This window comes from Aquiflexum sp. TKW24L, assembly GCF_023502205.1.
Lineage (GTDB): Bacteria > Bacteroidota > Bacteroidia > Cytophagales > Cyclobacteriaceae > Cognataquiflexum.
Window position 1 is genome coordinate 172,818 of the sequence record NZ_JAMFLG010000001.1, and the last position, 25,273, is coordinate 198,090.

The following is a 25,273-nucleotide window of genomic DNA, read 5'->3' on the forward strand; positions in this document are numbered from 1 at the left end:
GTTTCTCATTTGCCAATTAACATGCCATCAAAAAAACCACTCAAAAACATTCAAAAAGGGCATATCCTGATTTTACCGGGAGGTTTTTCGAACAAAAACGTCCGCAGGCGACCAAAAAATGAAATAATCAGCACAAAATTTTTGAGGAAGTCAGGTTACCTTAATTGGTTAAAACTGCTTAAATTCCATGCATTGACCGATTTTGAAATCACTTTGTCCGTTTGTATCATTTCGGTACAAGTTTTGGCATTCTGAAGTACGAAGTACGAAGTTGGAAGTACGAGCTTGCCGGCAAAAATGAATGTCAAATGCTATAAATTCTGGCTGTTTTAATAAAAAATGGACTTAGCTACTTAATTCTTCTTTCTTTCTTAAATCTCATATCTAGCGTCTCAAATCTCACGTCTCATATCTCATGTCTAATTTATGAAAGAAAACAAAACCGGAAAAATCCTCATCGTCGATGACAACGAGGACCTTTTAAAAGCTGCCAAGATATTTTTGAAGAGGCATTTTGGACAAGTAGATACTGAAACAAATCCGGGGCTGCTTCCTGTCCTTATCATCAATGAACAATATGATGTGATCCTGTTGGACATGAATTTCACCAAAGATGTGAGCAGTGGACAAGAAGGTTTCTATTGGCTGGATAGGATTTTGGAGCTTGATTCTTCTGCTGTGGTGGTATTGATTACCGCCTATGGAGATGTCAACACGGCTGTCAAAGCAATCAAAGAAGGAGCAACAGACTTTGTATTGAAACCTTGGGAGAATGAAAAATTACTGGCCACGTTGAATTCTGCCCTACAGCTACGCCAATCTAAACTGGAGATTTCCCAACTCAAAAACCAACAGCAACAGCTTTACCAAGATATTGACAGCAAGTTCAAAGACATCATCGGACAAAGTGCCTCTATGGTGAAGGTATTTGAAACCATCGAAAGGGTAGCAGGTACAGATGCGAATGTGTTGATTTTGGGAGAAAACGGAACAGGCAAGGAATTGATTGCCCGTGCCATCCACCGGCATTCCAAAAGATACAGGGAAGCATTTGTCGGCGTGGACTTGGGATCGATCACTTCCACATTGTTTGAAAGTGAGCTTTTCGGGCACAAAAGAGGCTCCTTTACGGATGCCAAAGAAGACAGGGCCGGTAGATTTGAGCAGGCAAATAAAGGAACGTTGTTTTTGGATGAAATCGGAAATCTTCCACTCCCACTCCAATCCAAACTTTTGGCAGCACTCCAAAACAGAGAAGTAACACGTGTGGGAGCCAATAAAGCAACTCCGGTCAATATCAGGCTGATATCCGCTACCAATATGCCAATACACAGCATGGTGTATGAAAATACATTCCGTCAGGATTTACTGTACAGGATCAATACCATCGAAATCACCTTGCCTCCATTACGGGAGAGATTGGAAGATATTCCCCATTTGGCCAACCATTTCATTGAAGTTTATTCTAAAAAATACAACAAGGAAATCCGAAAAGCCGGTGAAGCCCTGATCAAACGCATGCAAAAATACCATTGGCCTGGAAATATCCGTGAGCTTCAGCACAGCATTGAGCGGGCGGTAATCATGACCTCACATGGTGTCCTGCAGCCGGAGGATTTATTTATGCAAAAACAGCTTTCTCCGGAAAAACAGGAAGAAATGGTAAGTCTGGATCATTTGAATATTGAAGATGTAGAAAAAATATTGATCCGAAAAGCACTTCAAAAACACAATGGTCATATCACACGTGCTGCTGAGGAATTGGGACTGACGAGGTCATCTTTATATAGGAGATTGGAACGTTATGGGCTTTAAATCATTTGCATTTGGAATCCTTACAAGGGTTTTGATCATTGTAGGATTTGCTTATTTGGGACTATATTTCTATATGAAAGACCAATCTATGGTCCAAGCAATCCTATTTACAGTGATTGTATTTTTTCTAGTGGTCAATCTGATCTCCTATGGAAATACCACTAACAGGAAAATCACAAGGTTTTTGGAATCAATCCGGTATTCTGATTTTTCATCTTCCTTTACCAAAGACAGTAAACTTGGAAATTCATTCAAGGAAATGAATATGTCTTTCAATGAAGTAATCGAAGCTTTTAAAAAGACAAGAGCTGAAAAAGAGGAGCAGATGCTCTTTCTCCAGATCATGATCCAGCATATCAATACCGGGATTTTGTCCTTTGACAGTCAAGGGCGCATCGGGGTGATCAACGGAGAAGCGAAGCAATTGCTTCAGATTCCGCAATTCAAAGACATCAATGACTTGGGGAAACTATCGGTCGATTTATTGAAAAGTGTCCTTTCACTCAAACCGGGTGGCTCATTTTCCATCAAAATCAACAACGAGATCCATCTCAACGTGCAATCCGCTTCCTTCAAAATGGAGGGAAATAGCTGGACCCTTCTATCTTTTCAAAATATCCGTTCAGAATTGCAAAAAAATGAACTGCAGGCTTGGCAAAATCTGACGAAAGTTCTCCGTCATGAAATCATGAATTCTATGACGCCTATAGCAAGTCTGGCAAATTCCTTGGGCACTATATTAGAAGAAGATATCCATGAAGAAGAAACCGGAGAATTGGTCCTTGAAAAAGATAGCTATGTGGATTTATGTGAAGGGCTTGAAACCATCTCCAAGCGCAGCACCGGACTTGTTGATTTTGTAAATGCATACCGGGACTACACTAACATTCCTCAACCAATATTGAAGCGTTTTGCTGTTCAGCAATTATTTGAGAATATCTGCGTGTTATTGAAGGAAGATTTGGCTAAAGCTAAAATCCAACTGAAAACAGAATTGAACCCAAAAGACCTGGAATTGGTAGCTGACCAGGACCTCATCCAAATGATCCTGATCAATCTGATCAAAAACGCCAAAGAAGCGATGGAAAAATCAACTACCCGAATCATTTTGCTCAAATCGGGGATTGATAGTCAATCGCATCCTTTCATACAAGTTATTGATCATGGAGAGGGAATTGTTCCGGAGGCCTTGGAAAGAATTTTTGTGCCATTTTTTACTACCAAGAAATCCGGCAGCGGCATTGGTCTTGCGATCTCTAGACAAATCATGAACCTGCATAAGGGAAGTCTTGAAGTAGAGTCGATACCGGGACAGAGGACTGTTTTTACGATGAAGTTTGGGTGAAAAAAAGTCTCAACCGATGAGATTGAGACTTTGAAACTTATTGCTGTCGGGGTGACAGGATTTGAACCTGCGACCACACGCCCCCCAGACGTGTACGCTACCGGACTGCGCCACACCCCGATTCGGGTTCGAAAATACTATTTTCCTGAATAATTCTAAAGAGGCACTTAATTTTGTTCTATACCTTTCCCAATTTTTTTACCTCAAAATATATCCTGATGGAATACAACAACCAAAATCAATCCTAAGTATGACTTTCATCAGGCTTTGGACTTTTTGGTAGTCGTAGATTAGAGTATTATAAATTCAAATAAAGCACACCATGAAAAAGCGCCAGCCCATAAAAGAAATAATGACTAAAGAAGTCTTCTCTGTTCAAGAAAACGAAAAGCTTTCTACGGTTGTGGATATGTTCAGAAAACACAAAATAAGACATATTCCAGTTTTATCAGGAAAAAAAATCTCAGGCATCATTAGCCGAACTGACATCAATAGATTGACCTTTGGGGCCTTGTTTGAAAATCAGGAAGGTGCTGATGAGGCTGTTTTGGAAATCCTCAGCATTAGCCAAGTGATGACTTCCAAACCAAAGGTTATTTCTGAAGATGATTCCATAAAAGATGTTGCAGAAATATTCGTCAAAGAAGAGTTCCATGCATTACCAGTTGTATCTGGAGATGAATTACAAGGCATAGTTACCACTACCGATATAATCAAATATCTTTTAGATCAATATTAAGGGTGAGATTGGAGGGATTCAGGATCATGGAGAGGTGAAAATCTCGGAAGCATAGACTCAGTTTGGCATGCCTCACATATAACGGAGTTTAAATGTGAAACCCTGGCAATGTTCATTGCCTCATACCCATTGTTGAAGGGACCCAAATATAATCGTTTATGAAATGATGGGATTTTTGGACATTCACGGTGATGGATTTCGAAATCTCCTTCATCGTTTGATTCTGTAGATAGATAGTAGAACTTCATCAAATAGATATAAATTTATCAAATCTAAAGACTTTAGTTCCAATAAAAAATAACCTGTTTACGGTATTTTTTGATAGATTACCTCAAAAGATGATTGGAATTTTAGAATCAATAAAAGGAAAAAGGTTATTTGCCATTTCTTATCTCCGATTGCCTCATTGGCATCGAATCTATGGTCTTAAAAATAAGGTCCCAATCTGGATCACCCTCCTTGTTCAATTTTACTCCGCCATCCAATCCCATCAATACCCAATTTCCTGGGCCTTTCTCGGTGGAATACTTTTCCTGAAGAACTTGGAGATAATCCTGAGTGAAAACAAGTTTGGAATTTGTGGTGAATACCTCACCAATTGATAAAAAGATGATTTTCCTTTCATTCAATTTTTCTTCGATAGAATCGAATTCAAACTTTGGATTTTGATCAGACGATGGAAAATAAAGAACAATCCTATTCTTCCATCTCAAATCCTCTAGAGTTACATTGTCTTTTCCTTCAAAAGAAATAGCCATTATCAGTGAAATTAACCAGATCATGATTTAAAAACCTCAAAAACTATGCTTTGTTCATAATTGGATCTTCTAATTTTCGGCGGAAGCCAAATGAATAGGGTCAGGCTTTTTACCCCTCTTCAACTCAATGACCGTAATCTCAGGCCAAATCCCAACTCTGCCGGCAAATGCATGAAATCCAAATCCCCGATTTACATATAGAAAATTTCCTGAATCTTCTGCCAAACCTGCCCAATTTGGATATCGGTATTGGACAGGACTCCACTTGACTAACTGTGTTTCAATTCCAAACTGCATTCCATGTGTATGTCCTGAAAGTGTCAAATGAACAGGGTTTGGGTTATTTTTCACTTGGGCATCCCAATGAGAAGGATCGTGGGAAAGCAGTATTTTGAACTCCCCTGTTTTTGTCCCGGACAAGGCTTTCTGCAAATCTCCTTTTAATTTAAAGCCAACTCCCCAGTTTTCTACTCCTGCCAATACAATGGACTGTCCATCTTTTTCTATCCGGATATGTTCATCCAATAGCAGGTCGAATCCCAATTTTTCATGTTGCGACTTCAACTTCTCAAAGTTTTCTTTTTTGGCCTCGGGGCTAGGCCAAGCCGAATAATCTCCATAGTCATGGTTACCCAATATTGAATATTGACCATATTTGGCTCTTATTTTTCCAAATTCCTTGATCAAAGGTTCAATCTCATCTGCCCTATGGTTGACAAGGTCACCGGTAAAGACAAAAAGATCTGATTTTTGATCCAACACCATTTGGACCCCGCTTGCCACAGCATTGTGATCCTTAAGACTTCCGGAATGGATATCGGAGATTTGGGTGATGGTAAAGCCGTCAAATGATTCCGGCAAATCTTCAAAATACAAGACTTCTCTGTGAACTTTGAAGTTGTATTTCCCATACTTGATACCATATACAAAGCTGAACAAGGGAACAGATGCGAATGTCAAAGCGAGCACACTGACCCAAACAGTCCTTGAAGGAAAGGAATATCCTTTGGCGCCGTTCATTGCAAAAATTGAAATTGCTTGAATATTTCTGATGAGATCTTCTCCCAAAAGGACAATCACAATCACAAGCTGTGTGACTATCAAAGTCAGGAAGACACTGGACAAAACTTGTGCGGAAGAAGCAAACTCTCCTGCTAAAAATACCTGAACAGATTTATAGGCAAGCCATATTAACAGACTGACCATAAATACCCAGTAAGACCATTTGATAACCTGTTGGATTCGGACAAGCTCAATTCCCAAACTGACTGTTTTGATGGCTTGAAATACGTACCAACTTAAAAATAATACGAAAAGAAAAAGTATAGATATAAATATGATTGGACCTGATTGACTCATTGTATGATGATTTACAATGACCTATACATATTCCAGAATGATTTTGTTCATTTTGCTCAAAAGAATAAAGAGGAGATTGGTTATTGGTTATTTGTTATTTGATCGTCTCCTCATGATATGGGTACAAGAAAATATGAAAGTGATATGAAGCAATTAATTTAAAACCCTGCCTAACTAGATTGAGAAAAATCAAACTACCTCAATCACAACATGAGTGGACAAATGTGAGCCTGAAGCACCTCCATAATTTCCAATAACAGGTAATGTAAACCTTGGGTCATAGCTTATCGCCAATGGGATATACCTGCTATCGGCCAATAAGCCCAAACTAGGATCCAACCCAATCCAAGAAGCGCCAGGAAGAAATACCTCAACCCATGCGTGGAGCTCATGGCCTGCATCCAATTCCGGATTGAAAGCATATCCGCTGACAAACCTGCATGCCAACCCAACACTCCGAAGCATTGCCATTAACATCCAGGAAAGGTCCCGGCATGAACCGGTTTTCCTTTCAAAAACTTCAATCAATGGCATAATCCCTTCTTCATGTCGGATAATATGTTCCCATTTGGAATGGATTTTTGCCAAAAGCAATACCAAAAAACCGATAAGATCCTCAGATTCATTCATGACACTTTTTACAAAATGATCAAATTCCGGAAGGGTTTCTCCTTCTGAATATATTCTTAAAAAATCTCTAAATTCCTCAGGATATAAAAAATGGTCAAATGGGAAAACAGGTTGCGGGTGAATGATAAATCCATAGGGATTAAACTCTCCTACTTCTATTTCGAAATCACTTTGGACTTCCAAAAAATCTGTTTCGCCTATAAACCAAGCTTGGTAATAAGGATTATTCTCAAAATTGATTTTCTCGTGAAAACCCACAGGATTTGGGTAAACTGTCCAGTTTGAGTTTAAAACTTTGTAATAAAATCGTTGTAATGGAATCAGATAAAATTCGTGGATATTGAGCTGTACTTTCTGATCGTAAGTATATCTTGATGAATGTCTGATTCTTAATTTCATTTTTTTTAATGAGATGGTACTTCTTCTTCCGAAAATGCCCGGTATAATATGTCAGCCGGCAATTCCTTTATTGCTTCTTTTAACCTACCGTTCCAAAATGCAGAGATGTGTTCCAATTCCTTTTGTTCAAACCTCTTTTCGATGGTATGGTATTGGTCATTTTCCAGAATCACTGTATCAATTGGATAATCGACATCATTTGCTGAAATCCTAGTGGCATCAAAAGCCAAAAAGGCACATTTCAACGCATAGTCTAAATTTTCCTCATAGCTCAAGGAGCGCCTTAACACAGGATTGCCTGCACCTGTGTTTCCTATGATGACAAAAGGCGTGCCCCGTCTGATTTCTATCCAATTTCCTTGGGGATATAGCAAATACATTTTTGGTACTTTATCTTCCTCCAATTGGCCTCCGACTATCGAAAAAAGATTGAAGGACAATCCCGATTCCTCAAGATATTCTTTATCCTCCTTGGCCACTTTTTTTACTTGGTTACCCAATTCATTTACCGCCTTGTACAGTTTGGTGAAGTTATGGTCCTGCTCTTCAATTACTTCTGAAAAGTAAGTAATGGCTTTGTCTCTCACTGATCTCAAACCCGACGTCATGATAAAAAAAGTGTGTTTTTCTCTATTGACTGTATATACTTTTTTGGAAGTAGTAGTCTCATTTCCAGAGGTGATGCGGGTGTCTGAAAGGCCAACAAGGCCATTTTTTGTTTTTATTCCTAGGCAAAAGGTCATTCCTGATTCTGAGTTTGATTGATAAAGTTATCCTTAATTTGGAAGAAGTTGATATTTATTTTATTTGACACATCATTAATCTTTATTTGGAGCTGATCGAGATATTCATGGAGTCCCATGTCTATGATTTCTTCCACATCTGTAAATTCAAGGTTCGACCTCAATTCCCCCAAAGCCTTTTCAGCTGAGTTTTTATACCCACTTTCAGAATACCCTGAAATTTTGTGAAGACAGTTTTCAGCCTCCCTAACACAGTAGAATACAGACCTTGGAAAGTATTTATTCAAAATCAAAAACTCCACCACCTTGGCCGGTTCTATGTTACCATACATCCTCCGATACGTGTTGAAGGCAGTCACGGACTTTAACAATGCTGTCCAATGGAGAAAATCCAGTGGACTACCCACCAAACTAGCTGCCGGAAGCAAAATATGATATTTGACATCCACGATTCGACTAGTCTTGTCTGCCCTTTCAAGAAACATCCCCAATTGCCTGAAATACCAACCTTCTGTCCTTGCGACTGTACTGTCTGCAAGACCATATAACAGTAAGACCTGATTTTTGACACTTTCAAAAAAAGTCCTTGGATCTTCTTTGTTCCAGTCCTTTTTGTCCGCTCTTTTCAATACAAAATGGTACAATTCATTGAGATTTTCCCATGTTTCCTTGGTAAGGTTCTCACGGATGACCCGCGCATTCTCCCTTGCCAATGAAATGGAAGAAATTATAGAGTTGGGATTGTCAAGATCGAATGTCAAAAAATGGATGACATCTTTCATTTCAAAGTTTTTGTGCTTGGTTTTATAGATCACGTTGTCACCGGTGGTGATCACCAGTGGCTCCCACTGCTCCTTCAAATCAGGAGGTAGGTCTAGCATCAGGTTAAAATTGACATCAATGAATCTTGAATAATTCTCGGCCCTTTCGAGGTATCTCCCCAGCCAATAAATAGAACTTGCAACTCTACTCAGCATAGTATTTTAGTTATATAAAACCCAAGTATCTTTACTTCCCCCGCCCTGGGAGCTGTTGACGACCAATGACCCTTTTTTCAATGCTACCCTGGTCAATGCACCGGGAATCACCTCGATTTTTTCACCATATAAAATATAAGGTCTCAAATCCACATGTCTGCCTTCGATTCCTGTATCTGTCAATGTAGGAACTGTCGATAGCGATAATGTAGGTTGTGCGATGTAATTTGTTGGATTGTTTTTGACAAGGTCTCGGAACTTGGCATGTTCCTCTTTGGTCGCTTTTGGACCGATCAGCATGCCATAGCCACCCGCTGCATTGGTTTCTTTGACTACAAGCTCCTCAATATTGTCCAAGACATATTTCCGGTCTTTTTCTTCTCTGCAAAGATATGTTGGCACATTTTCCAAAATCGGATCTTCACCAAGATAATACTTGATCAATCTTGGAACATAAGCATACACGGCCTTGTCGTCTGCCACCCCTGTTCCAGGAGCATTTGCAAAGGCAATATTTCCTGCCTTGTAGGCATCGAATACTCCCGGAATCCCTAACATTGAATGTGGATTGAAAGTCAAAGGATCCAAAAACGTGTCATCAATTCTTCTATATAATACATCAATCTGCTCCAGCCCCTTGGTTGTCTGCATAAAGACTTTTTTTCCTTTGACAATCAGATCAACACCAGAAACCAGCTCCACTCCCATTTGCAATGCAAGGTAAGAATGCTCAAAGTATGCTGAATTGTAGATCCCCGGTGTCAAAACACCAACAACCGGTTTTTCTTTGTTGGAAATAAACTGCAGCATTTTCAATAGCTTGACCGGATAATCCGAAACTGGCATCACTCCCAGTTTATTGAATAGGTCGGGATAAGCACGCTTAATGATTTCGCGGCTTTCGAGCATATATGATACGCCTGACGGACAGCGGAGATTATCTTCCAAAATGTAATAATTACCGTCATTGTTTCGCACCAAATCTGTGCCGGTGATGTGGCACCAAATACCTTTTGGCGGTGTCAAACCTTCACAGGGTTTTAAATAATCTTTACTTCCCAAAATCAAATCCTCGGGTACAATCTTGTCTTTTAGGACTTTTCTATCATTATAGATGTCCTGCAAAAAAAGGTTTAATGTATGGATCCGTTGCTTCAATCCTGCCTCGATTTTTTTCCATTCCTGATTGGCAATGATCCTCGGGATAATGTCTAGATGCAGGATTTTTTCCATCCCTTGATTATCATGGTAGACATTAAATGTCATACCCATAGCAACCTGAGTCTTATTAGCCGAATACTGCAGGTGAGACATTCTTTTTGAAGTGGTTTTCCCCAAAATTTTGAGAAATTCTTCATAATGAGGCCTTACTTGACCCTCTCTGACAAACATTTCATCAAAATTATCCCCAACTAGGTATTTATTGGTCTCCATAGGTTTAATTTTTGGCTTTAAAAATGATATGCCTTGAAGATAGGGGTTTTTAAAAAACAAACAAAAATTTGAACTGTGATTCACCTTATTGACAAAAATATTACATGATATGGGATTTTTAAAAAAAATACCTTGGATTTAAATCTAATCCAAGGTATACCATTCAAAATTGTTTAGGATCAAGAAATCGTCGAACCATCTGAGGTAGGCATATTGGGCTGAAGAAGTCTAAGGCTTCCATCCCGATCTTCAGCCATCAGGATCATGCCTTCAGAGTCTATTCCCATCATTTTTCTAGGTGCAAGGTTGATCAGCATCGTCACCTGCTTTCCGATAAGGTCCTCAGGTTTGAAGTGTTCTGCCACACCACTCAGTACTGTTTTCACACCCAAACCCGTTTCAACAGTCAATCTGAGCAACTTTTTGGATTTTGGCATCGGTTCGGCAGTCAGGACTTTTACCACTCTCATATCGAGTTTGGCAAAATCCTCATAGGTAATAATATCTTTCATAGGCTCTGCAACAGCATTTGCGATTTCATTTTGTTTTTTGGTATCCAGCAGTTTTTGGATCTGAGCTTCTACAGAAGCATCCTCGATTTTGTCAAACAGCAATGCTGCTTCAAAAATCTGTTGCCCAGTTTCCAACAATTTATGGCTTCCGGCATCTGCCCATTTCAATCCCTGTAAACCAAACATCCCAAAGATTTTGGCCGAGGTAAAAGGCAAAAACGGTTCTGCAACGATGGCAAGATTTGCAGCAAAATTGAGCGCAATATTGAGGATGGTTCCTGTTCTTTCTTTGTCATCTTTGATGGTTTTCCAAGGCTCAGTTTCCGCTAGGTATTTGTTTCCCGTACGGGCAAAATCCATCACAAAAGAAAGTGCCTCCCTAAACCTGTACCTCTCAATAGAGGCTGCAATTTTCTCAGGGAATGCTTTCAATGCTTCAATAGCATCCGTGTCCAAATCATTGAGGGTCCCCTTTCCGGGAACATTTCCATCAAAAAATTTATGTGTCAACACCACTGCCCTATTGACAAAATTACCATAAATAGCGACAAGCTCTGAATTGTTTCGGGACTGGAAATCTTTCCAAGTAAAGTCATTGTCCTTGGTTTCAGGTGCATTTGCGGTCAACACATACCGCAAGACGTCCTGTTTGTCCGGAAATTGCTCCAGATACTCGTGCAACCACACTGCCCAGTTTCTTGAAGTGGAGATTTTGTCTCCTTCGAGATTCAAAAACTCATTTGCAGGCACATTGTCAGGAAGAACATAACCTCCATGGGTTTTGAGGATTGCAGGAAAAACAATGCAATGGAATACGATATTGTCCTTGCCAATAAAATGTACCAATTTGGTATCTTCTGACTTCCAATAAGGTTCCCAATCAATTCCTTTTTCCGCAGCCCACTCTTTGGTACTTGAAATGTATCCGATTGGTGCATCAAACCAAACATAAAGAACCTTTCCCTCTGCTCCTTCTACAGGAACGGGAATTCCCCAATCCATGTCTCTTGTCATTGACCTCGCCTGCAAGCCGTCGCCAGCTTCGAGCCAAGAGCGACACTGTCCAAGGACGTTGTTTTTCCAATCATGGGCATGCCCTACCAAAATCCAGTTTTTGAGGAAATCTGTGTATTTGGCCAAGTCTAGAAACCAATGCTTGGTTTCCTTCAAAACAGGAGTATTGCCAGAAAGCTTGGATTTTGGATTGATCAGTTCTGTAGGACTAAGTGAGGAGCCGCATTTTTCGCATTGGTCTCCATAGGCATGTTCATTGCCACATTTTGGGCAGGTACCTTCTATATACCTGTCCGCCAGAAACTGTCCGGCTTCTACATCAAAATACTGTTCGGTAGTCTGTTCTAAAAATTCACCTTTGTCATATAGGTCCCGAAAGAAACCGGAAGCTGTCTCATGATGGATTTTGGCAGAGGTTCTTGAATAATGGTCAAAACTTATCCCAAACTCCTGAAAGCTTTTTTTCATCAGCTCGTGATACCTGTCCACTACTTCCTGCGGGCTGATTCCTTCTTTGCGGGCCTTGATGGTGATGGCCACGCCATGCTCATCCGAGCCTCCGACAAAAGCCACATCCCTGTCTTGGGAACGGAGGTATCTTACATAAATGTCAGCAGGAATATAACAACCTGCCAAGTGGCCGATATGTAATGGACCATTGGCATAAGGCAATGCAGCCGTGACTGTATATCTTTTGAATTCGCTTGGTTTCATAAGCCGCAAAGGTAGAAATTAGAATGGAAAGTGGGAACGGAAAACCGGTTTCAAATTTGGCTTAGCTCTCTTCTAGCATCATCGGTAAGTATGCCGGTGTAGATAATCTGAATGGCCTGATCGTAGATTTCGGCAGGACTGAGTTTGAAACTCGCGCGCATTTCCTCAGGAAACTGACTTAAAAATTTGTGGTCGATCAGGTTTTGGATCGCAGAGGTATAGATGAATACAATGAAAGGAACATTGACGGTGGGGAGAACATACCCTTTTTCAATCCCTTCCTGAATCAGTTTTTGGAATCGCAGGTATCCGGATTCTCTGATGTATGCCAATAAATCCGCCCAAATAGAAGGGGCATGATCCCGGAGCTCATCCAATATTTTAGGATTGATCGTCGAAACATCAGATGCAACTGTGCTCAAAAGTGACTTTAACTTGACCGTGTAAGGAATCAGCTTGTTATCAAGCAAAGCATTTACTTTGATAGAAAGCCTTGTCTTGAGGATGTCAAAAGTAGCGGCAAGTAGTTCAAGCTTTCCGGGAAAATACTTATAAAGGGTCTTCTTACTCATTCCCAATTCTTGGGCAATTTCATCCATGGTGGTATTCTTGTAGCCTTGCTTGATAAAGTACTGATAGGCTACTTCAAGGATTTTGGATTTAATATCTGATTTCTTACTCATCGATTGGAATAGACGCGCAAATATAGGTATTCCACCCGATTTTTGTCTATTGCTTTAAAATGTCAATCCTCCAAAAGAATCCTTGGTCTTTCTTCCTACAAAAGTTAATTTTGAAAACTTACCCGTAAATTTTCATCCCTTAACAGATATGAACCCAACTGAGGCAAAAGCTCGGATAGCTGAACTTAGCAAGCAAATCAATTTCCACAACCACCTCTACTATCAGGAGGACAGGACAGAAATCACTGATTTTGAGTTTGACAGGTTACTGGAAGAATTGATTAACCTAGAAAAACAATTTCCTGAATTCTTGGAATCCGACAGCCCAAGCCAAAGAGTCGGCGGCACGATCACCAAAGAATTTGAAACTGCAGAACATGGTTACCGAATGCTGTCTTTGGGAAATACTTATTCGGAAGAAGACCTTTTGGCTTTTGACGAAAGGGTTGCAAAAGGGCTTGGTCACCGTAATTATGAGTATTTCTGCGAACTAAAATTCGACGGAGTCGCTATCAGTTTGGTTTATGAAAATGGAAAATTGATCCGTGCTGTCACCCGTGGAGACGGAACCCGTGGCGATGTGGTCACAGAGAATATCAAAACCATCCGAAATATCCCCTTGAAAATCCATGGAGACAATGTTCCGGATCGCTTTGAAGTCAGAGGGGAAGTGTTTTTACCCAAAAGAGAATTTGAAAAAATCAATATTGAAAGGGAAGCAATGGGAGAACCTTTGCTTGCCAACCCTAGAAATGCAGCATCGGGCACCGTCAAAATGCAGGACAGCACGGTTGTGGCAAAAAGAAGGCTCAATTGTTTTTTTTACCAATTGTTGGGAGATGATATCGGAGTCAACAAGCATGACGAAGCCATAGCATTGATAGAAAAATGGGGATTTAATGTCTCCCCGACCCATTTCAAATCAGCAGACATCCAAGGTGTACTGACTTTCATTGAATCATGGAAAGAAAAGCGCTTTGCACTTCCTTTGGATACTGACGGCGTAGTTTTGAAAATCAATGACTACGACCAAAGAGAGGAATTGGGATTCACTGCCAAGATTCCACGATGGGCAATTGCCTATAAATATCAAGCCGAAAGTGCAGCCACCCGCTTGCTTTCCATTTCATACCAAGTCGGAAGAACAGGAGCCATTACTCCCGTGGCCAACTTATCTCCCGTACATCTTGCCGGGACGACTGTCAAAAGGGCTTCTCTTCACAATGCCAATGAAATCCTCCGCCTTGGACTTCACGAAGGCGATATGGTTCAGGTAGAAAAAGGAGGCGAAATCATCCCAAAAATCACAGAGGTGGTTTTGGATAAAAGAATTCCAAATTCTGAAGCCATTGAATACATAGACCATTGTCCTGAATGTGGAACTAAGCTTGAAAGGAAAGAGAGCGAAGCCAAGCATTTTTGCCCAAATACCAAAGGTTGCGCGCCGCAGATCCTTGGTAGGATCGAACATTTTGTACATAAAAGGGCGATGGACATTGACTCATTGGGCACAGAGAGAATTAGAACGTTGATCGATCAGGGATTTATCAAAAATCCAGCTGACATATATGAATTGGAATCTGTTCAGGAAAACCTTCTTGGGTTGGAAATGAGTCAGGACCAATACCAAAAAACCGACGATGGCTTGCTTTATATTTCTTTGCCAAAAGCATTTTTTGCTTTGACGGAAGGAATCTCATTGACGGCAATCCAAAGTTTTTGCGAAAGTCAATCTGAAACACCATTGCTTAGTGTATTGCAAAATTTTCAGGCATTTATCCGCAATAGCAAAAAGAAAACGGCACAGAATGTAGGAACAATACAACTGCTTGAAAATCTCCTGATGACCTCCTCTTATCCAATATTGGAGGATTATGTGCCTGTTGCTTTGGTGTTGAGCCTTTTGATGGGCAATAGATCGACATTGCAGAAAATCTCAGAAGCCGCTTACCTTGAAAATACAGTTCACGGAATTCTGGTGAAAATGAAGTTGGAACTTACCGCGGAACAGGAAGACAGGATCAAAAAACTCAAGGCCAATACTTTTCAGGAGGGTGTCATCAACAATATGATCGAAGGGATTTCGGTTTCTAAGGACCAGTCTTTTGAAAAAGTTTTGTTCGCCTTGGGAATTCGGAATATTGGGGAGAATACCGCACAGATACTTGCACGGCATTTCAAAAATATCGAGGCACTACAGGCTTCTAATCCTGAACAGCTTTTAGAAATCAATGGTGTGGGAGAAACGCTAGTCATAAGTATTCAGGATTACTTCAGAGATCCTGAAAATCTGGTAATGATCAATCGATTGAAAGAACAAGGATTGAGGTTTAAGGTGGAGGAAAGCAATGTTGTTTTGCAAAGCAATAAATTGGAGGGGATGAAACTCCTCGCTTCAGGCAGGCTCAACCATTTCAAAAGAGATGAAATCATTGATTTTATCGAAGCCAATGGAGGTCAATACCTGAAGGCTGTTTCAAAGGGTCTTGACTTTATCATCGAAGGGGAAGAAATGGGACCAAGTAAAAAAGAAAAGGCGGAAAAGTTAGGAATCAAATTGATCTCAGAAGAAGAATTTCTTAAAATGATGGAAAAACCGATAGCCTCATGAAGTGGATAAAAGACAAAATGATTGTTTGGCAATTGGAAAGAGCCATTAAGTCAAAGAAAAAAGCTGAAGTTCAGTTTCCTACCAATCCCAGACGTGTAGGAATTTTGGCTTCTTCTAAAGAAGAATTTATAGAGACAAAAGAGGTTTTAAGAAAGATTTGGGGGTTTCATATCAGGATTATTGGAGGGTACTTTTCTGAAGAAGATTCAGATGTAGAAGCCATTTCTCCTGTTCATTTTTCAAATTGGGGTTTGCCCACTGATTACTTCAATGAGTTTTTGGAGGAAAAACTTGATTTTATTTTAGTGCCGACTTTACACCTTAGCCCTTATTTGCGTTATTTGCTGCTCGCTAATAACAGCAAGTTCAAAATGGGGTTCTATTCCAAAGAAAACAGCCCTTTGCTGGATTTTATGATTAAAACTGAAGGTGAAAACCTCAAGCCCAACTTAGATAAGCTGATGGCTTATTTCAAAAAAATAAAAGAAAAATGTTGAAATTACACGGTACAGGAGTAGCCTTAATCACTCCCTTTTCAGAAGACGCATCAATAGATTTTGGAGGATTGCAAAATGTAATTGACCATGTCATTGATGGTGGTGTTGATTATTTGGTAGTATGTGGCACCACAGGAGAAAGTGCAACATTGACCAAATCCGAAAAGAAGCAAGTCTTACAAGCAGCAATAAAATACAATGCAGGACGTGTCCCTGTAGTCTATGGAATAGGCGGCAACAATACGCAAGGCATCTTAGAAGAAATCAAGGAAACTGATTTTTCAGGAATAGATGCTATTCTTTCCGTCAGTCCTTACTATAATAAACCAACCCAAGCAGGAATCATTGCGCATTATACCGCTGTGGCAGATGCTTGTCCGGTTCCTGTGATTCTATACAATGTTCCCGGACGAACCATGTCCAATGTGGCTTTTCAGACGACCCTTCACCTATCACGGCACCCTAATATCATCGGGATGAAAGAGGCAAGTGGAGACCTGTCCCAATGTATGAGGATTGCAGCTAGGATGCCTAAGGATTTTCTCCTGATTTCAGGAGATGACATATTGACTCCTTCTATGAGAGTCATTGGCGGACAAGGCGTGATTTCTGTTTTGGCAAATGCTTATCCATCCATCTTCAAAACCATTTGTCACGGTAATCTTGACGAAGCGAAAGAAGCTGCTTTCAAGCTTTTGGATATCAATCCGATGATGTATGAGGAAGCCAATCCTGTAGGATTGAAGTTTCTGATGAGCCAATTGGGAATATGCGGAGATACTGTACGCCTTCCTTTGGTAAAGGCTACAGAAAGTCTAAAAGAGAGGATTTTGAAGAATCTTTTTTAATTTCAAATTCTTTCATAATGACCTTTGAGGGATAAAACGTTAATGGTTTTATCCCTTTCGTTTTCTAAAACCTCGTAGATTATTCTATGTTCTTTATTGATTCTCCTTGACCAAATTCCTGACAGTTGATGCTTTAGTGGTTCGGGTTTCCCAAGACCTGAAAAGGGAGAAACAGCAATTGATTTTAAAAGTTCTTGGATTTTTTCATGGCGGTTTGATCTCCAGATTTTTTCCAAAACGCCAAATCTTTAGTTGCTTTAGGAGAAAAAATTATTTCCATAAATTTTCAATATCAACTTTTACTCCTTTCCCTGAATTGATATCTTCTTTTGCGTCTAATACCTCTTTTACAAAATCGGAATCGTATTCCATTTCAGCTTTCTCCTCAATTTCTACTTCAAGAATTTTTGCCAATTCTTGGATAAGTGGCAAATGCTGGGCTTTGACTTTTTTTAAAACAAGTTCCATTTTAAAATTTCTCTTTTAATTTTTATTCTGTTATGAATTAGGACTTTACTTAATCCATACCTAAAGTTAATCTATAAAATGAATAATGGCAAAAATTTAAATTTCCAAAGCATTTGTCCCCTACCCTATTTTTTGACTAATTTCCGACATGCAGCAGGCCATTTCCCTTTTAACGCTCAACCAACTGATCCGTGAAACCCTAGATGTTCATCTTGAACCTGTATACTGGGTGGTAGCAGAAATCGGTGAACTCAAACAAGCCGGCCAAGGTCATGCCTACCTTGATTTGGTAGAAAAACAGGGAAATCAGATTGTTGCCAAAATGCGCGCCAATATCTGGGCCTATTCCTACAGAACTATTGCAGGAAGGTTTCAGGCCACAACCGGTCAATCTCTAAGGGCAGGGATGAAAATTCTCGCGCAAGTAACAGTAACTTTTCATGAGCTCTACGGCATAAGCCTCAATATCAAGGACATTGACCCCAACTTCACTTTGGGGGAAAGAGCACGTATCAGGCAAGAAATCATTGACCGGCTTTCAAGAGAAGGGATGATGGACCTGAATAAACGCTTTGCACTTCCTTCGGTTCCTCAAAAAATCGCTGTCATCAGTTCTTCAACCGCAGCCGGCTATGGAGATTTTGTCAATCAGATTGACCATAACCGATTTGAATACAAGGTTGTCCACAAACTTTATCAGGCTACTTTACAGGGAACCGATGCTGCGGCTACCATGATTGGTGCATTTCAAAAAATAGAAACAGATCTCGTTAGGGAAAGATTTGATATTATCGTTTTGATCCGTGGCGGTGGTGCCCAATTAGATTTGGATTGTTTTGATGATTATGGGCTTGCTTTGGCAATTGCAAAATCTTCCATTCCTGTCTTGACCGGAATAGGTCATGAAAGGGATGAAACCATCGCTGATCTGGTATCTCATACCAAAATGAAAACCCCGACGGCTGTGGCTGAATTTATCCTGTCAGGATTCAGGGATTTTGAAGACAGACTTAATCTTTGGACAAAAAACCTTGGTAGGTTTGCAGGGCAAATATTCGTCCGAGAAGAAAGAAAAATGATGGATCTGGAAAACAGGTTGAAAAATCTCGTTCGGTTCAATCTTGGGAAAAATGGGGAAAAGTTAGTTTTCTTTCAAAATAGAATCCAATCATCTTATCAAAACAAAATCAGAATCAGCACTTTATCCCTATCCAATCTAAACCAAAGTCTAAGTAAATCATGGAAGGTATATCTTGAGAAAGAAAGTAAAAAACTTGAAACATTAGATAAAGACCTGACCAAAGCTGATCCAAACACCTTTTTTGAAAAAGGGTATACTAGGTCTGAAATCAATGGAATCCCAATTCATAAAACAGTTCCTAAGAAGGGTCAGGAATTAAAGACATTTTCAAGAAACAGTGTAATATCAAGTATAATCAACGAAATCAAAGATTATGGAAAATAAACCGATGAGTTATGATCAGGCAATAGGACGGATAGAAGAAATCGTATCGATCCTTGAAAGCGGCGAAAAAGGAATGGACGAATTATCAGAATTGGTGAAGGAAGCCGCATCCCTCGTCAAAGACTGCAAAAAGAAATTGAAATCCACAGAGTTTGAGATCTCAAAGGCGTTGGATGACGAAAAAGATGAAGCCTGATTTTTGAAAAATTTGTTTACATTTAAAGCTGATGGCAAATTAAACCTTTGCCTTTCACCCAACATATCTTCTCGCAAAAATAAATTATTCATGAAAAATTCAGGATACTTTTCTGCCTTCCTTATTTGCCTTTTTCTATTTTCGGCTCAAGTTGAAACCCAAGGACAAAGCCTCTATCGGGATCAATATGAAAGAAAACATTCTATCTCATTAGGAGCAGGTCCGTCTTTTATGTATTCAGACAATGGGGGCATTTACAACTCCGGTGATTTCAAATGGAATCCTGTTTTCTCCTTGGCATACACCAGAAAATTGGGTAGCAAGTTCGCAGTACAGGCAACGGGAGGATTACAGATCGTAGAAAGCGGAGGCACGGAGCGTGAATATGCCATTGACGATTGGATTGATTCCGGTGGTTCGTTTAGGTTTAAAGGTCAGGCATTTTTCATGGACCTCATGCCGGTCATTTACCTGATCCCCTATGATACCCACATGAATAGAGGAAGGTTCAACGCTTATCTTGGATCCGGGGTCGGATTTGTGCAGGTGAACAGAAAAGAAGCTTTTTCCTTTGATGAAAATGCCCCACAGTTTGAAAAATCATCCAATTCTTTTTATATCCCTGCCATGGTTGGTTTTAGCTACAGCATCAGTCCATTATCCGATTTATCTTTAGAAATCAAAGGAATGTTCACATTTTCTGATGAATTGGACGGAAACGTGGGCTATAACCAGTTTAATGATCACTTTGTCCAAACCCAAATAGTGTATAGAAGATTGTTGAGAAACTCGATGAAATAAGGGGTTGTGAGCAAAACCACTGCTCCACTTCTTATTTGGGAAAGAGAATGAATTTCTCAAATGACCTTCAAATATTTCCTCTCAATATTTACCAATAGATTTTGGTTGATTCCCGGTACCCTGATGATAAAGTAATCCTTGTTGCCCTTGTTCACACATTCTCCCTTCATGTTTTGAAGTGGACCACCAAGGATCTCTACCTGCTCACCGGCTTCAATATTAGATCCGTCTGTCTCTATAGCCACTCCGGTATCAAGGATTCTTTTGATGGTCGCTATTTCTTCTTCCCTTACCGTGGCATGCTCACCCGAAAAATTCACAAACTTCACCGCGCCCGGTACCTGTAAGGATTCCCATAATTTTGGTTTGGAAGTTTTGACAAAAACATAGCCATTAAACAAGGCCTTTTGCACTTTTTTCTTCCTGTCACTCCATTGTCTCAACTCTTCTATGATTGGCAAATAGACCTCAATACCCATTTCATCCAATCTTTTGGCTACTTTTTTCTCTGACCTGGAGGTAGTATAAAGGACAAACCACTGCAATTCCGACATACAAAAATTAAGTTTAAGGTTGCAAAAATAAGGATTTCCTTCATTGACTGACATTACTTTTGCCTAAAAATAAAAAACTCCCGGAATATGACTCCGAGAGTTTTAACATTTAAAAACCACCAACCTTTATTTAATCATGCTATTTCATTCTACGAATCAACATGTTTAATTTATCTGCCAATAAATACATGACAGGTACGACTACTAACGTCAGGAATGTTGCAAAGGTTAGACCAAATATCACTGTCCATGCCATCGGTCCCCAAAAAGCAGCATTGTCTCCTCCAACATAAAATTGAGGATCAAAAGAACTCAATAAAGTCCCGAAATTGATGTTCATACCTATGGCCAATGGTATCAAGCCAAGAACTGTGGTAATCGCTGTCAGCAAAACAGGTCTCAACCTTGTCTTTCCGGCGAGGATGATACTTCCAAGCAATTCATCAATCGGAAGGAATTCTCCTTCAGGTGTATCCAACTCTTCCCTTCTCCTTTGTCTCACGAGATCTGTATAATCTATCAATACAATGGCGTTGTTAACGACCACACCTGCAAGAGATATGATACCGATACCAGTCATGATCACCACAAAGTCCATGTTGAAAATCACCAACCCCAAGAATACCCCAATGGTACTCAAAACTACAGATGCCATGATGATCAATGGTGTTGTCACGGAATTAAATTGTGCAACTATAATCAGGAATATCACCGAAATGGCAATAATCAAAGCATTCATCAAGAAGGCCGTGGATTTGGCCTGTTCTTCCTGCTCTCCGGTAAATTTTACCGTCACACCATCAGGAACATCATATTGGGCAACCAACTCTTTCAATTGGTTATTGATCTCAGTAGGATTATAGCCATCCGTCACATTGGAGAAGATGGTGATGACTTTGTTTAGGTCTTTCCTTTTGACCGAACCGAAAGTAGATCCATATTGAAGGTCCGCCACAGCGGAGATAGGCACCTCTTTTTTGTTTCCAAATTTATCTCTGAAGTTGATTTTTTTATTGATCAAAGAAGAAATATCATAACGATATTCATCCTTGAGCCTCAATTGGATTGGATAATCTTCTTCCCCTTCCTTGTATTTGGAAACTTCAAGACCAAACAAGGCCGTTCTCAGTTCATTGGCTATAGTAGAGGTGGAAAGTCCAAAACGTCGGGCATTTTCTCTGTCAATATTCAAAATCACTTCCGGGCTTCCCAATTCAAGGTCAGACTTTAATTCTTCAATCCCCGGAACATTTGCAGAAGCCAAGTCCTCTCTGAATTGACCAACAAAGCCAATCAATTGTTCGAAATTCTCACCACTCACCTCAATATTCACCGGTTTTCCTACAGGAGGTCCATTGGTCTGCTTATTTACAGTTACCAAAACTCCAGGATAAACTTCCACCATATCACGGATTTCATCCATGATTTTATTCGTATTGACTCCCCCTCTGAATTGAGATTCCACAAAACTGATTGTGATTTTTGCTTTGTGAGGAGTGTTGGCGATACTTGGACCCATGGTTTGATCGCCTGTTCCCTCACCTACCTGGGTGATGACCGACTCGATGATATTTCCATATGGCTGAAGTAAATTCAAAAGATCACCCTCCATCCTATCCACCATAAATGAATTGGTCGCTTCAGTATCGGTTCCAATCGGGTTTTCAATAAAGACATTGACCAAAGCAGGTTCGTTATCAGGAAAGAAAAGCACTTTTGGAGCCCTTAATCCCAGCAAAACAATACTCAAAAACAACAAGAGAACAGTTCCTCCAAAGAACAGGTAAGGATTCTTTCCCTTCAGTGCAAATCCCAAAGTGCTTTCATAAAGGTTTTCCAACCTTACCAGAAAGATATTCTGGAACCATCTAATTGCACCTCTTAGGACAAAGACATTAAACACGGTCAAGATTGCGCCAAGCATCAAAAGATTTCCAAACGCAATCCAACCTATCAGGTAACAAATGATTGCCAAAACAGCCAAAACCAAAGCAACGACCAAGGGTTTTTTCTTCGGCTTTATCCCGTTGAGATTTTCTACTTTCATGTACATAGAAGTCAATACAGGATTGACAACCAAGGCCACAAACAAAGAGGAGGACAACACAATAATCAAGGTGATGGGGAGGTATTTCATAAATTCCCCAATGATATCATCCCAAAATGCCAAAGGAAGGAAGGCCGCCAGGGTTGTGGCTGTAGATGTAATAATCGGCCATGCCACTTCGCCCACACCTTCTTTTGCTGCCCTTACAGGGGACAAACCTTCTCCCATCAACCGGTAGATATTTTCCACGACCACGATACCATTATCCACCAACATACCCAAAGCGAGAATCAAAGCGAATAACACCATCAGGTTGAGGGAAATCCCAAGTGAACTCAAAATCAGGAAGGAGATAAACATGGAAAGAGGAATCGCAATACCCACAAAAAGGGCATTTCGGAAACCCAGAAAAAACATCAATACCAAGACCACCAAGATCACACCGAAGATGATGCTGTTTTCCAGATCGGCTACTTGAGCCCTTGTCGTCTTAGATTGGTCGTTGGTGATGCTGATCTGCAAATCCTGTGGAAATCGTTGTGCCTTTGCCTCTTGGATGATAATCTTGATTTTATCAGCTGCATCCAAAAGGTTTTCCCCACTCCTTTTGATCACGTTTACAGTGACTACCGGGAGTTTATTGCTTCGCGCATAGCTAGTTCTTTCCTTATAAGTATCTGTGACAGTAGCGACATCACGGAGATAAACTATCTTGCTCTCCTCGGTTTTGATAATGATGTCATTCAATTCATCAGGTGATTTGAATTCCCCGGTGATCCTTAAGGATCTTCTAAAATCTCCTGTAAGAATATTTCCTCCTGAAATGGTCACGTTTTCTTGCGAAATAGCATCAGAAATATCACTGAATGAAACTCCCAAAGCTTCCATTTTGTAGATGTCAGCATCCACACGAATTTCCCTTTCAATCGTTCCACGCAATTCCGCTTTGGATATTTCTGCCAGCTTTTCGATCTCGTCCTCCAAGAATTCCCCATATTTCTTCAACTCTTCTTCTGAATAGTTACCTGAAATATTGACATTCATGATTGGGAAATCCGAGGTATTGATTTCCAATACATCAGGCTCCTGATCTAGATCGGTAGGGAGTTCGCTTTTGGATTTGTCCACAGCGTCTTTCACATCTTGGATTGCTTTGGCAATCTCTACTCCTGGATTGAATTCCACCACTATGGAGGAAAAATCCTGTACAGAGGTTGAGGTGATGTTTTTGACGTTATTGAGCGATTTGAGCTCTTTCTCGATCGGTCTGGTGATCAAATTTTCTATATCCACCGGAGAGTTTCCGGGATAAGTTGTACCCACATACACTGTCGGAATGATGATCTCAGGAAAACTTTCCTTCGGCATCGTCCTATATGCACCCAATCCCAAAAACGTGATAATGATCACGAGTATGATCACGGATATCTGATTGTCTACGGAAAAGGAACTGATCCCAAATTCCCGAATCACTCCTTTTTTCTTTTCTTCTATCTCTGCCATAACAAAATTACTTGGCAATGTTTACAACAAAATTATCACCCACTTCTCTAAAACCTTTGTCGATAAGGACTTCTGATCCAGTCAATCCTTCAAGGACTTCAGTTACTTCTTGGTACGTCTTTCCTCTTTTGATATACCTTTTCTTACTCACGCTTTCATCCACAGTAAACACATAATCACCTTTGTTATCCTGAAGGATCAGGTAATTGGGTACAGTAACTGCGGTTAAATTTTCATAATCCTTGATCTTGATGACCGAAATCATATTGGGCTTCAAATATTCCAAAGAAGGAACAGCGATTTCAACTTTGAAAGTCCTGTTGTTTGGATTGATGATGGCTCCTACAGAAGTGATCTTGGCGTTCAATGATTTATTGATCGAAGGAAAACTGATCTCAACAGAATCTCCTCTCTGAATCAAGCCAACATACCTTTCAGACACATCTGCTTCGATAAACAAGTCACTTTCCCCAACAAACTGGAACATCGGAACTCCAGGCTGCACAAGCTCTCCTAATCTAACCTGTACACTTTCCACTGTTCCGTTGAAGGGAGCCCTTACCAAAGTTCTGGATTGTTGTGTTTTCAATGTTGCAAGGTTTGTCTCAAGCGATTCTTTCCTGTTTTTTGATTCCAAATATTGGATTTCTGTTCCGATCTGCTGCTTCCATAACCTTTCCTGCTTGTCAAAAAGGATTGTAGCCAACTCAAGCTGTTTTTGGACCTCTTCGATATTTCTAAGGATGGACTCCGCATCGATCTTAGCCAAAATCTGGCCTTTATTCACCCGCATTCCTTCGACAGCGACGATTTCTTGGATTCTCCCCAAAACTTCACCTGAAATGCTGACATTCTTTTTAGATAATACTGAGCCGGTAACATCAACAAAATGCTCAAAGTGTTTTTTTTCAGCATTGAGAGTAGAAACCAAAACAGATTTTCTGTTTTCTTTCGCAAATTCAGGATCCATTACAGCTAGTTCTTTTTCAAGGGCTTCTATGGAATTTCTAAGATTGGCAGCATCTGATTTCATTTTTGCCAATTCTTCTTTTTTGATGCTGATCTCATCTTTGGGGCTACATGATGCAGCCAAAACCAAAATGGTGATGATTAAAAAGGTCAAATTCGTTTTCATATTTTTCTTTATGTTATTTCTTTAGA

Annotated in this window: 23 protein-coding genes and 1 tRNA gene; 10 read left to right on the top strand and 14 right to left on the bottom strand. The window is 40.1% G+C overall.

Annotated features, from left to right (window positions below; all coding sequences use genetic code 11):
• The first annotated feature begins 21 nt into the window (after nucleotides 1-21).
• The 3 genes from M3O96_RS00705 (at nucleotide 22) to M3O96_RS00715 (ending at nucleotide 3,160) form a co-directional block, all read left to right on the top strand.
• Nucleotides 22-255 carry a hypothetical protein gene (locus M3O96_RS00705; protein WP_249717652.1) on the top strand — a complete coding sequence of 78 codons (234 nt, stop codon included), beginning with the start codon at nucleotides 22-24 and terminating at the stop codon, nucleotides 253-255.
• Nucleotides 256-426: 171 nt separating this feature from the next.
• The gene (locus M3O96_RS00710; RefSeq protein ID WP_249717654.1) at nucleotides 427-1,815 is read left to right on the top strand and encodes a sigma-54-dependent transcriptional regulator; all 1,389 of its coding nucleotides are present in this window, start codon (nucleotides 427-429) and stop codon (nucleotides 1,813-1,815) included.
• Entirely contained in the window at nucleotides 1,805-3,160 is a 1,356-nt protein-coding gene (locus M3O96_RS00715; RefSeq protein WP_249717660.1) for a sensor histidine kinase, read from the top strand. The genes M3O96_RS00710 and M3O96_RS00715 overlap by 11 nt, the downstream gene beginning before the upstream one ends.
• Nucleotides 3,161-3,206: 46 nt before the next feature.
• Here M3O96_RS00715 and M3O96_RS00720 read toward each other — a convergent pair.
• Nucleotides 3,207-3,280, bottom strand: a tRNA-Pro gene (locus tag M3O96_RS00720).
• 202 nt (nucleotides 3,281-3,482) lie between these two features.
• On the opposite strand from M3O96_RS00720, the gene M3O96_RS00725 reads away from it, so the two are divergent.
• A complete protein-coding gene (locus M3O96_RS00725; RefSeq protein ID WP_249717663.1) occupies nucleotides 3,483-3,899 on the top strand; it encodes a CBS domain-containing protein in 417 nt (138 codons plus the stop codon).
• Nucleotides 3,900-4,273: 374 nt separating this feature from the next.
• On the opposite strand, the gene M3O96_RS00730 is transcribed toward M3O96_RS00725, so the two are convergent.
• The 8 genes from M3O96_RS00730 to M3O96_RS00765 all read right to left on the bottom strand — a co-directional run bounded on the left by M3O96_RS00730 (nucleotide 4,274) and on the right by M3O96_RS00765 (nucleotide 13,122).
• Nucleotides 4,274-4,681 (bottom strand): DUF4174 domain-containing protein, encoded by a 408-nt coding sequence (locus M3O96_RS00730; RefSeq protein WP_249717665.1) that lies wholly within the window; start codon nucleotides 4,679-4,681, stop codon nucleotides 4,274-4,276.
• A gap of 45 nt (nucleotides 4,682-4,726) precedes the next feature.
• Nucleotides 4,727-6,016, bottom strand: coding sequence for a metallophosphoesterase (locus M3O96_RS00735; protein ID WP_249717669.1), 1,290 nt, complete (start codon nucleotides 6,014-6,016; stop codon nucleotides 4,727-4,729).
• A gap of 189 nt (nucleotides 6,017-6,205) precedes the next feature.
• Nucleotides 6,206-7,045 carry a transglutaminase family protein gene (locus M3O96_RS00740; RefSeq protein ID WP_249717672.1) on the bottom strand — a complete coding sequence of 280 codons (840 nt, stop codon included), beginning with the start codon at nucleotides 7,043-7,045 and terminating at the stop codon, nucleotides 6,206-6,208.
• Between the two features lie 5 nt (nucleotides 7,046-7,050).
• A complete protein-coding gene (locus M3O96_RS00745) occupies nucleotides 7,051-7,788 on the bottom strand; it encodes a proteasome-type protease (RefSeq protein ID WP_249717677.1) in 738 nt (245 codons plus the stop codon).
• Nucleotides 7,785-8,765, bottom strand: a complete 981-nt coding sequence (locus M3O96_RS00750; RefSeq protein WP_249717682.1) for an alpha-E domain-containing protein — start codon at nucleotides 8,763-8,765, stop codon at nucleotides 7,785-7,787. The genes M3O96_RS00745 and M3O96_RS00750 overlap by 4 nt, the downstream gene beginning before the upstream one ends.
• Before the next feature lie 6 nt (nucleotides 8,766-8,771).
• On the bottom strand, nucleotides 8,772-10,199 hold the full coding sequence (locus M3O96_RS00755) for a circularly permuted type 2 ATP-grasp protein (protein ID WP_249717685.1): 1,428 nt from the start codon (nucleotides 10,197-10,199) through the stop codon (nucleotides 8,772-8,774).
• A gap of 179 nt (nucleotides 10,200-10,378) precedes the next feature.
• A complete protein-coding gene (gene metG, locus M3O96_RS00760) occupies nucleotides 10,379-12,439 on the bottom strand; it encodes a methionine--tRNA ligase (RefSeq protein ID WP_249717688.1) in 2,061 nt (686 codons plus the stop codon).
• A 50-nt stretch (nucleotides 12,440-12,489) separates the two neighbouring features.
• Nucleotides 12,490-13,122 (bottom strand): TetR/AcrR family transcriptional regulator, encoded by a 633-nt coding sequence (locus M3O96_RS00765; RefSeq protein ID WP_249717690.1) that lies wholly within the window; start codon nucleotides 13,120-13,122, stop codon nucleotides 12,490-12,492.
• 148 nt (nucleotides 13,123-13,270) lie between these two features.
• Here M3O96_RS00765 and ligA point away from each other — a divergent pair, with 148 nt between their 5' ends.
• The 3 genes from ligA to dapA are packed head-to-tail and all read left to right on the top strand — an operon-like array spanning nucleotide 13,271 to nucleotide 17,078.
• Entirely contained in the window at nucleotides 13,271-15,733 is a 2,463-nt protein-coding gene (gene ligA / locus M3O96_RS00770; protein ID WP_249717693.1) for an NAD-dependent DNA ligase LigA, read from the top strand.
• Nucleotides 15,730-16,230: a DUF6913 domain-containing protein gene (locus tag M3O96_RS00775; RefSeq protein ID WP_249717696.1), complete on the top strand. Its 501-nt coding sequence runs from the start codon at nucleotides 15,730-15,732 to the stop codon at nucleotides 16,228-16,230. Before ligA ends, M3O96_RS00775 begins: the two co-directional genes overlap by 4 nt.
• Complete coding sequence (dapA, locus tag M3O96_RS00780; protein WP_249717698.1) at nucleotides 16,224-17,078, top strand: 4-hydroxy-tetrahydrodipicolinate synthase; 855 nt, start codon at nucleotides 16,224-16,226, stop codon at nucleotides 17,076-17,078. The genes M3O96_RS00775 and dapA overlap by 7 nt, the downstream gene beginning before the upstream one ends.
• A gap of 2 nt (nucleotides 17,079-17,080) precedes the next feature.
• On the opposite strand, the gene M3O96_RS00785 is transcribed toward dapA, so the two are convergent.
• A complete protein-coding gene (locus M3O96_RS00785) occupies nucleotides 17,081-17,314 on the bottom strand; it encodes a Txe/YoeB family addiction module toxin (RefSeq protein ID WP_249717703.1) in 234 nt (77 codons plus the stop codon).
• A 34-nt stretch (nucleotides 17,315-17,348) separates the two neighbouring features.
• On the bottom strand, nucleotides 17,349-17,546 hold the full coding sequence (locus M3O96_RS00790; protein WP_249717707.1) for a DUF2683 family protein: 198 nt from the start codon (nucleotides 17,544-17,546) through the stop codon (nucleotides 17,349-17,351).
• A 148-nt stretch (nucleotides 17,547-17,694) separates the two neighbouring features.
• Here M3O96_RS00790 and xseA point away from each other — a divergent pair, with 148 nt between their 5' ends.
• From xseA to M3O96_RS00805, 3 genes are all read left to right on the top strand, one after another.
• Complete coding sequence (gene xseA / locus M3O96_RS00795) at nucleotides 17,695-19,011, top strand: exodeoxyribonuclease VII large subunit (RefSeq protein ID WP_249717710.1); 1,317 nt, start codon at nucleotides 17,695-17,697, stop codon at nucleotides 19,009-19,011.
• A complete protein-coding gene (gene xseB, locus M3O96_RS00800) occupies nucleotides 19,001-19,207 on the top strand; it encodes an exodeoxyribonuclease VII small subunit (protein ID WP_249717713.1) in 207 nt (68 codons plus the stop codon). Before xseA ends, xseB begins: the two co-directional genes overlap by 11 nt.
• 90 nt (nucleotides 19,208-19,297) lie before the next feature.
• Nucleotides 19,298-20,008, top strand: a complete 711-nt coding sequence (locus M3O96_RS00805) for a DUF6089 family protein (protein WP_249717715.1) — start codon at nucleotides 19,298-19,300, stop codon at nucleotides 20,006-20,008.
• A 56-nt stretch (nucleotides 20,009-20,064) separates the two neighbouring features.
• Here M3O96_RS00805 and M3O96_RS00810 read toward each other — a convergent pair whose 3' ends face one another.
• The 3 genes from M3O96_RS00810 to M3O96_RS00820 form a co-directional block, all read right to left on the bottom strand.
• On the bottom strand, nucleotides 20,065-20,562 hold the full coding sequence (locus M3O96_RS00810) for a UpxY family transcription antiterminator (RefSeq protein WP_249717718.1): 498 nt from the start codon (nucleotides 20,560-20,562) through the stop codon (nucleotides 20,065-20,067).
• Between the two features lie 139 nt (nucleotides 20,563-20,701).
• Nucleotides 20,702-24,112: an efflux RND transporter permease subunit gene (locus M3O96_RS00815; protein ID WP_249717721.1), complete on the bottom strand. Its 3,411-nt coding sequence runs from the start codon at nucleotides 24,110-24,112 to the stop codon at nucleotides 20,702-20,704.
• Nucleotides 24,113-24,119: 7 nt separating this feature from the next.
• Nucleotides 24,120-25,247, bottom strand: coding sequence for an efflux RND transporter periplasmic adaptor subunit (locus tag M3O96_RS00820; RefSeq protein ID WP_249717724.1), 1,128 nt, complete (start codon nucleotides 25,245-25,247; stop codon nucleotides 24,120-24,122).
• Nucleotides 25,248-25,273: the final 26 nt, after the last annotated feature.

Coding starts and splice junctions, on each gene's coding strand:
- M3O96_RS00765 (WP_249717690.1), bottom strand. CDS start 13,122: ATGAGTAAGAAATCAGATATTAAATCCAAAATCCTTGAAGTAGCCTAT.
- M3O96_RS00805 (WP_249717715.1), top strand. CDS start 19,298: ATGAAAAATTCAGGATACTTTTCTGCCTTCCTTATTTGCCTTTTTCTA.
- M3O96_RS00740 (WP_249717672.1), bottom strand. CDS start 7,045: ATGAAATTAAGAATCAGACATTCATCAAGATATACTTACGATCAGAAA.
- M3O96_RS00710 (WP_249717654.1), top strand. CDS start 427: ATGAAAGAAAACAAAACCGGAAAAATCCTCATCGTCGATGACAACGAG.
- M3O96_RS00820 (WP_249717724.1), bottom strand. CDS start 25,247: ATGAAAACGAATTTGACCTTTTTAATCATCACCATTTTGGTTTTGGCT.
- M3O96_RS00790 (WP_249717707.1), bottom strand. CDS start 17,546: ATGGAACTTGTTTTAAAAAAAGTCAAAGCCCAGCATTTGCCACTTATC.
- M3O96_RS00810 (WP_249717718.1), bottom strand. CDS start 20,562: ATGTCGGAATTGCAGTGGTTTGTCCTTTATACTACCTCCAGGTCAGAG.
- xseA (WP_249717710.1), top strand. CDS start 17,695: ATGCAGCAGGCCATTTCCCTTTTAACGCTCAACCAACTGATCCGTGAA.
- M3O96_RS00705 (WP_249717652.1), top strand. CDS start 22: ATGCCATCAAAAAAACCACTCAAAAACATTCAAAAAGGGCATATCCTG.
- M3O96_RS00755 (WP_249717685.1), bottom strand. CDS start 10,199: ATGGAGACCAATAAATACCTAGTTGGGGATAATTTTGATGAAATGTTT.
- xseB (WP_249717713.1), top strand. CDS start 19,001: ATGGAAAATAAACCGATGAGTTATGATCAGGCAATAGGACGGATAGAA.
- M3O96_RS00750 (WP_249717682.1), bottom strand. CDS start 8,765: ATGCTGAGTAGAGTTGCAAGTTCTATTTATTGGCTGGGGAGATACCTC.
- M3O96_RS00735 (WP_249717669.1), bottom strand. CDS start 6,016: ATGAGTCAATCAGGTCCAATCATATTTATATCTATACTTTTTCTTTTC.
- M3O96_RS00730 (WP_249717665.1), bottom strand. CDS start 4,681: ATGATCTGGTTAATTTCACTGATAATGGCTATTTCTTTTGAAGGAAAA.
- M3O96_RS00815 (WP_249717721.1), bottom strand. CDS start 24,112: ATGGCAGAGATAGAAGAAAAGAAAAAAGGAGTGATTCGGGAATTTGGG.
- M3O96_RS00745 (WP_249717677.1), bottom strand. CDS start 7,788: ATGACCTTTTGCCTAGGAATAAAAACAAAAAATGGCCTTGTTGGCCTT.
- metG (WP_249717688.1), bottom strand. CDS start 12,439: ATGAAACCAAGCGAATTCAAAAGATATACAGTCACGGCTGCATTGCCT.
- M3O96_RS00775 (WP_249717696.1), top strand. CDS start 15,730: ATGAAGTGGATAAAAGACAAAATGATTGTTTGGCAATTGGAAAGAGCC.
- M3O96_RS00725 (WP_249717663.1), top strand. CDS start 3,483: ATGAAAAAGCGCCAGCCCATAAAAGAAATAATGACTAAAGAAGTCTTC.
- M3O96_RS00715 (WP_249717660.1), top strand. CDS start 1,805: ATGGGCTTTAAATCATTTGCATTTGGAATCCTTACAAGGGTTTTGATC.
- dapA (WP_249717698.1), top strand. CDS start 16,224: ATGTTGAAATTACACGGTACAGGAGTAGCCTTAATCACTCCCTTTTCA.
- ligA (WP_249717693.1), top strand. CDS start 13,271: ATGAACCCAACTGAGGCAAAAGCTCGGATAGCTGAACTTAGCAAGCAA.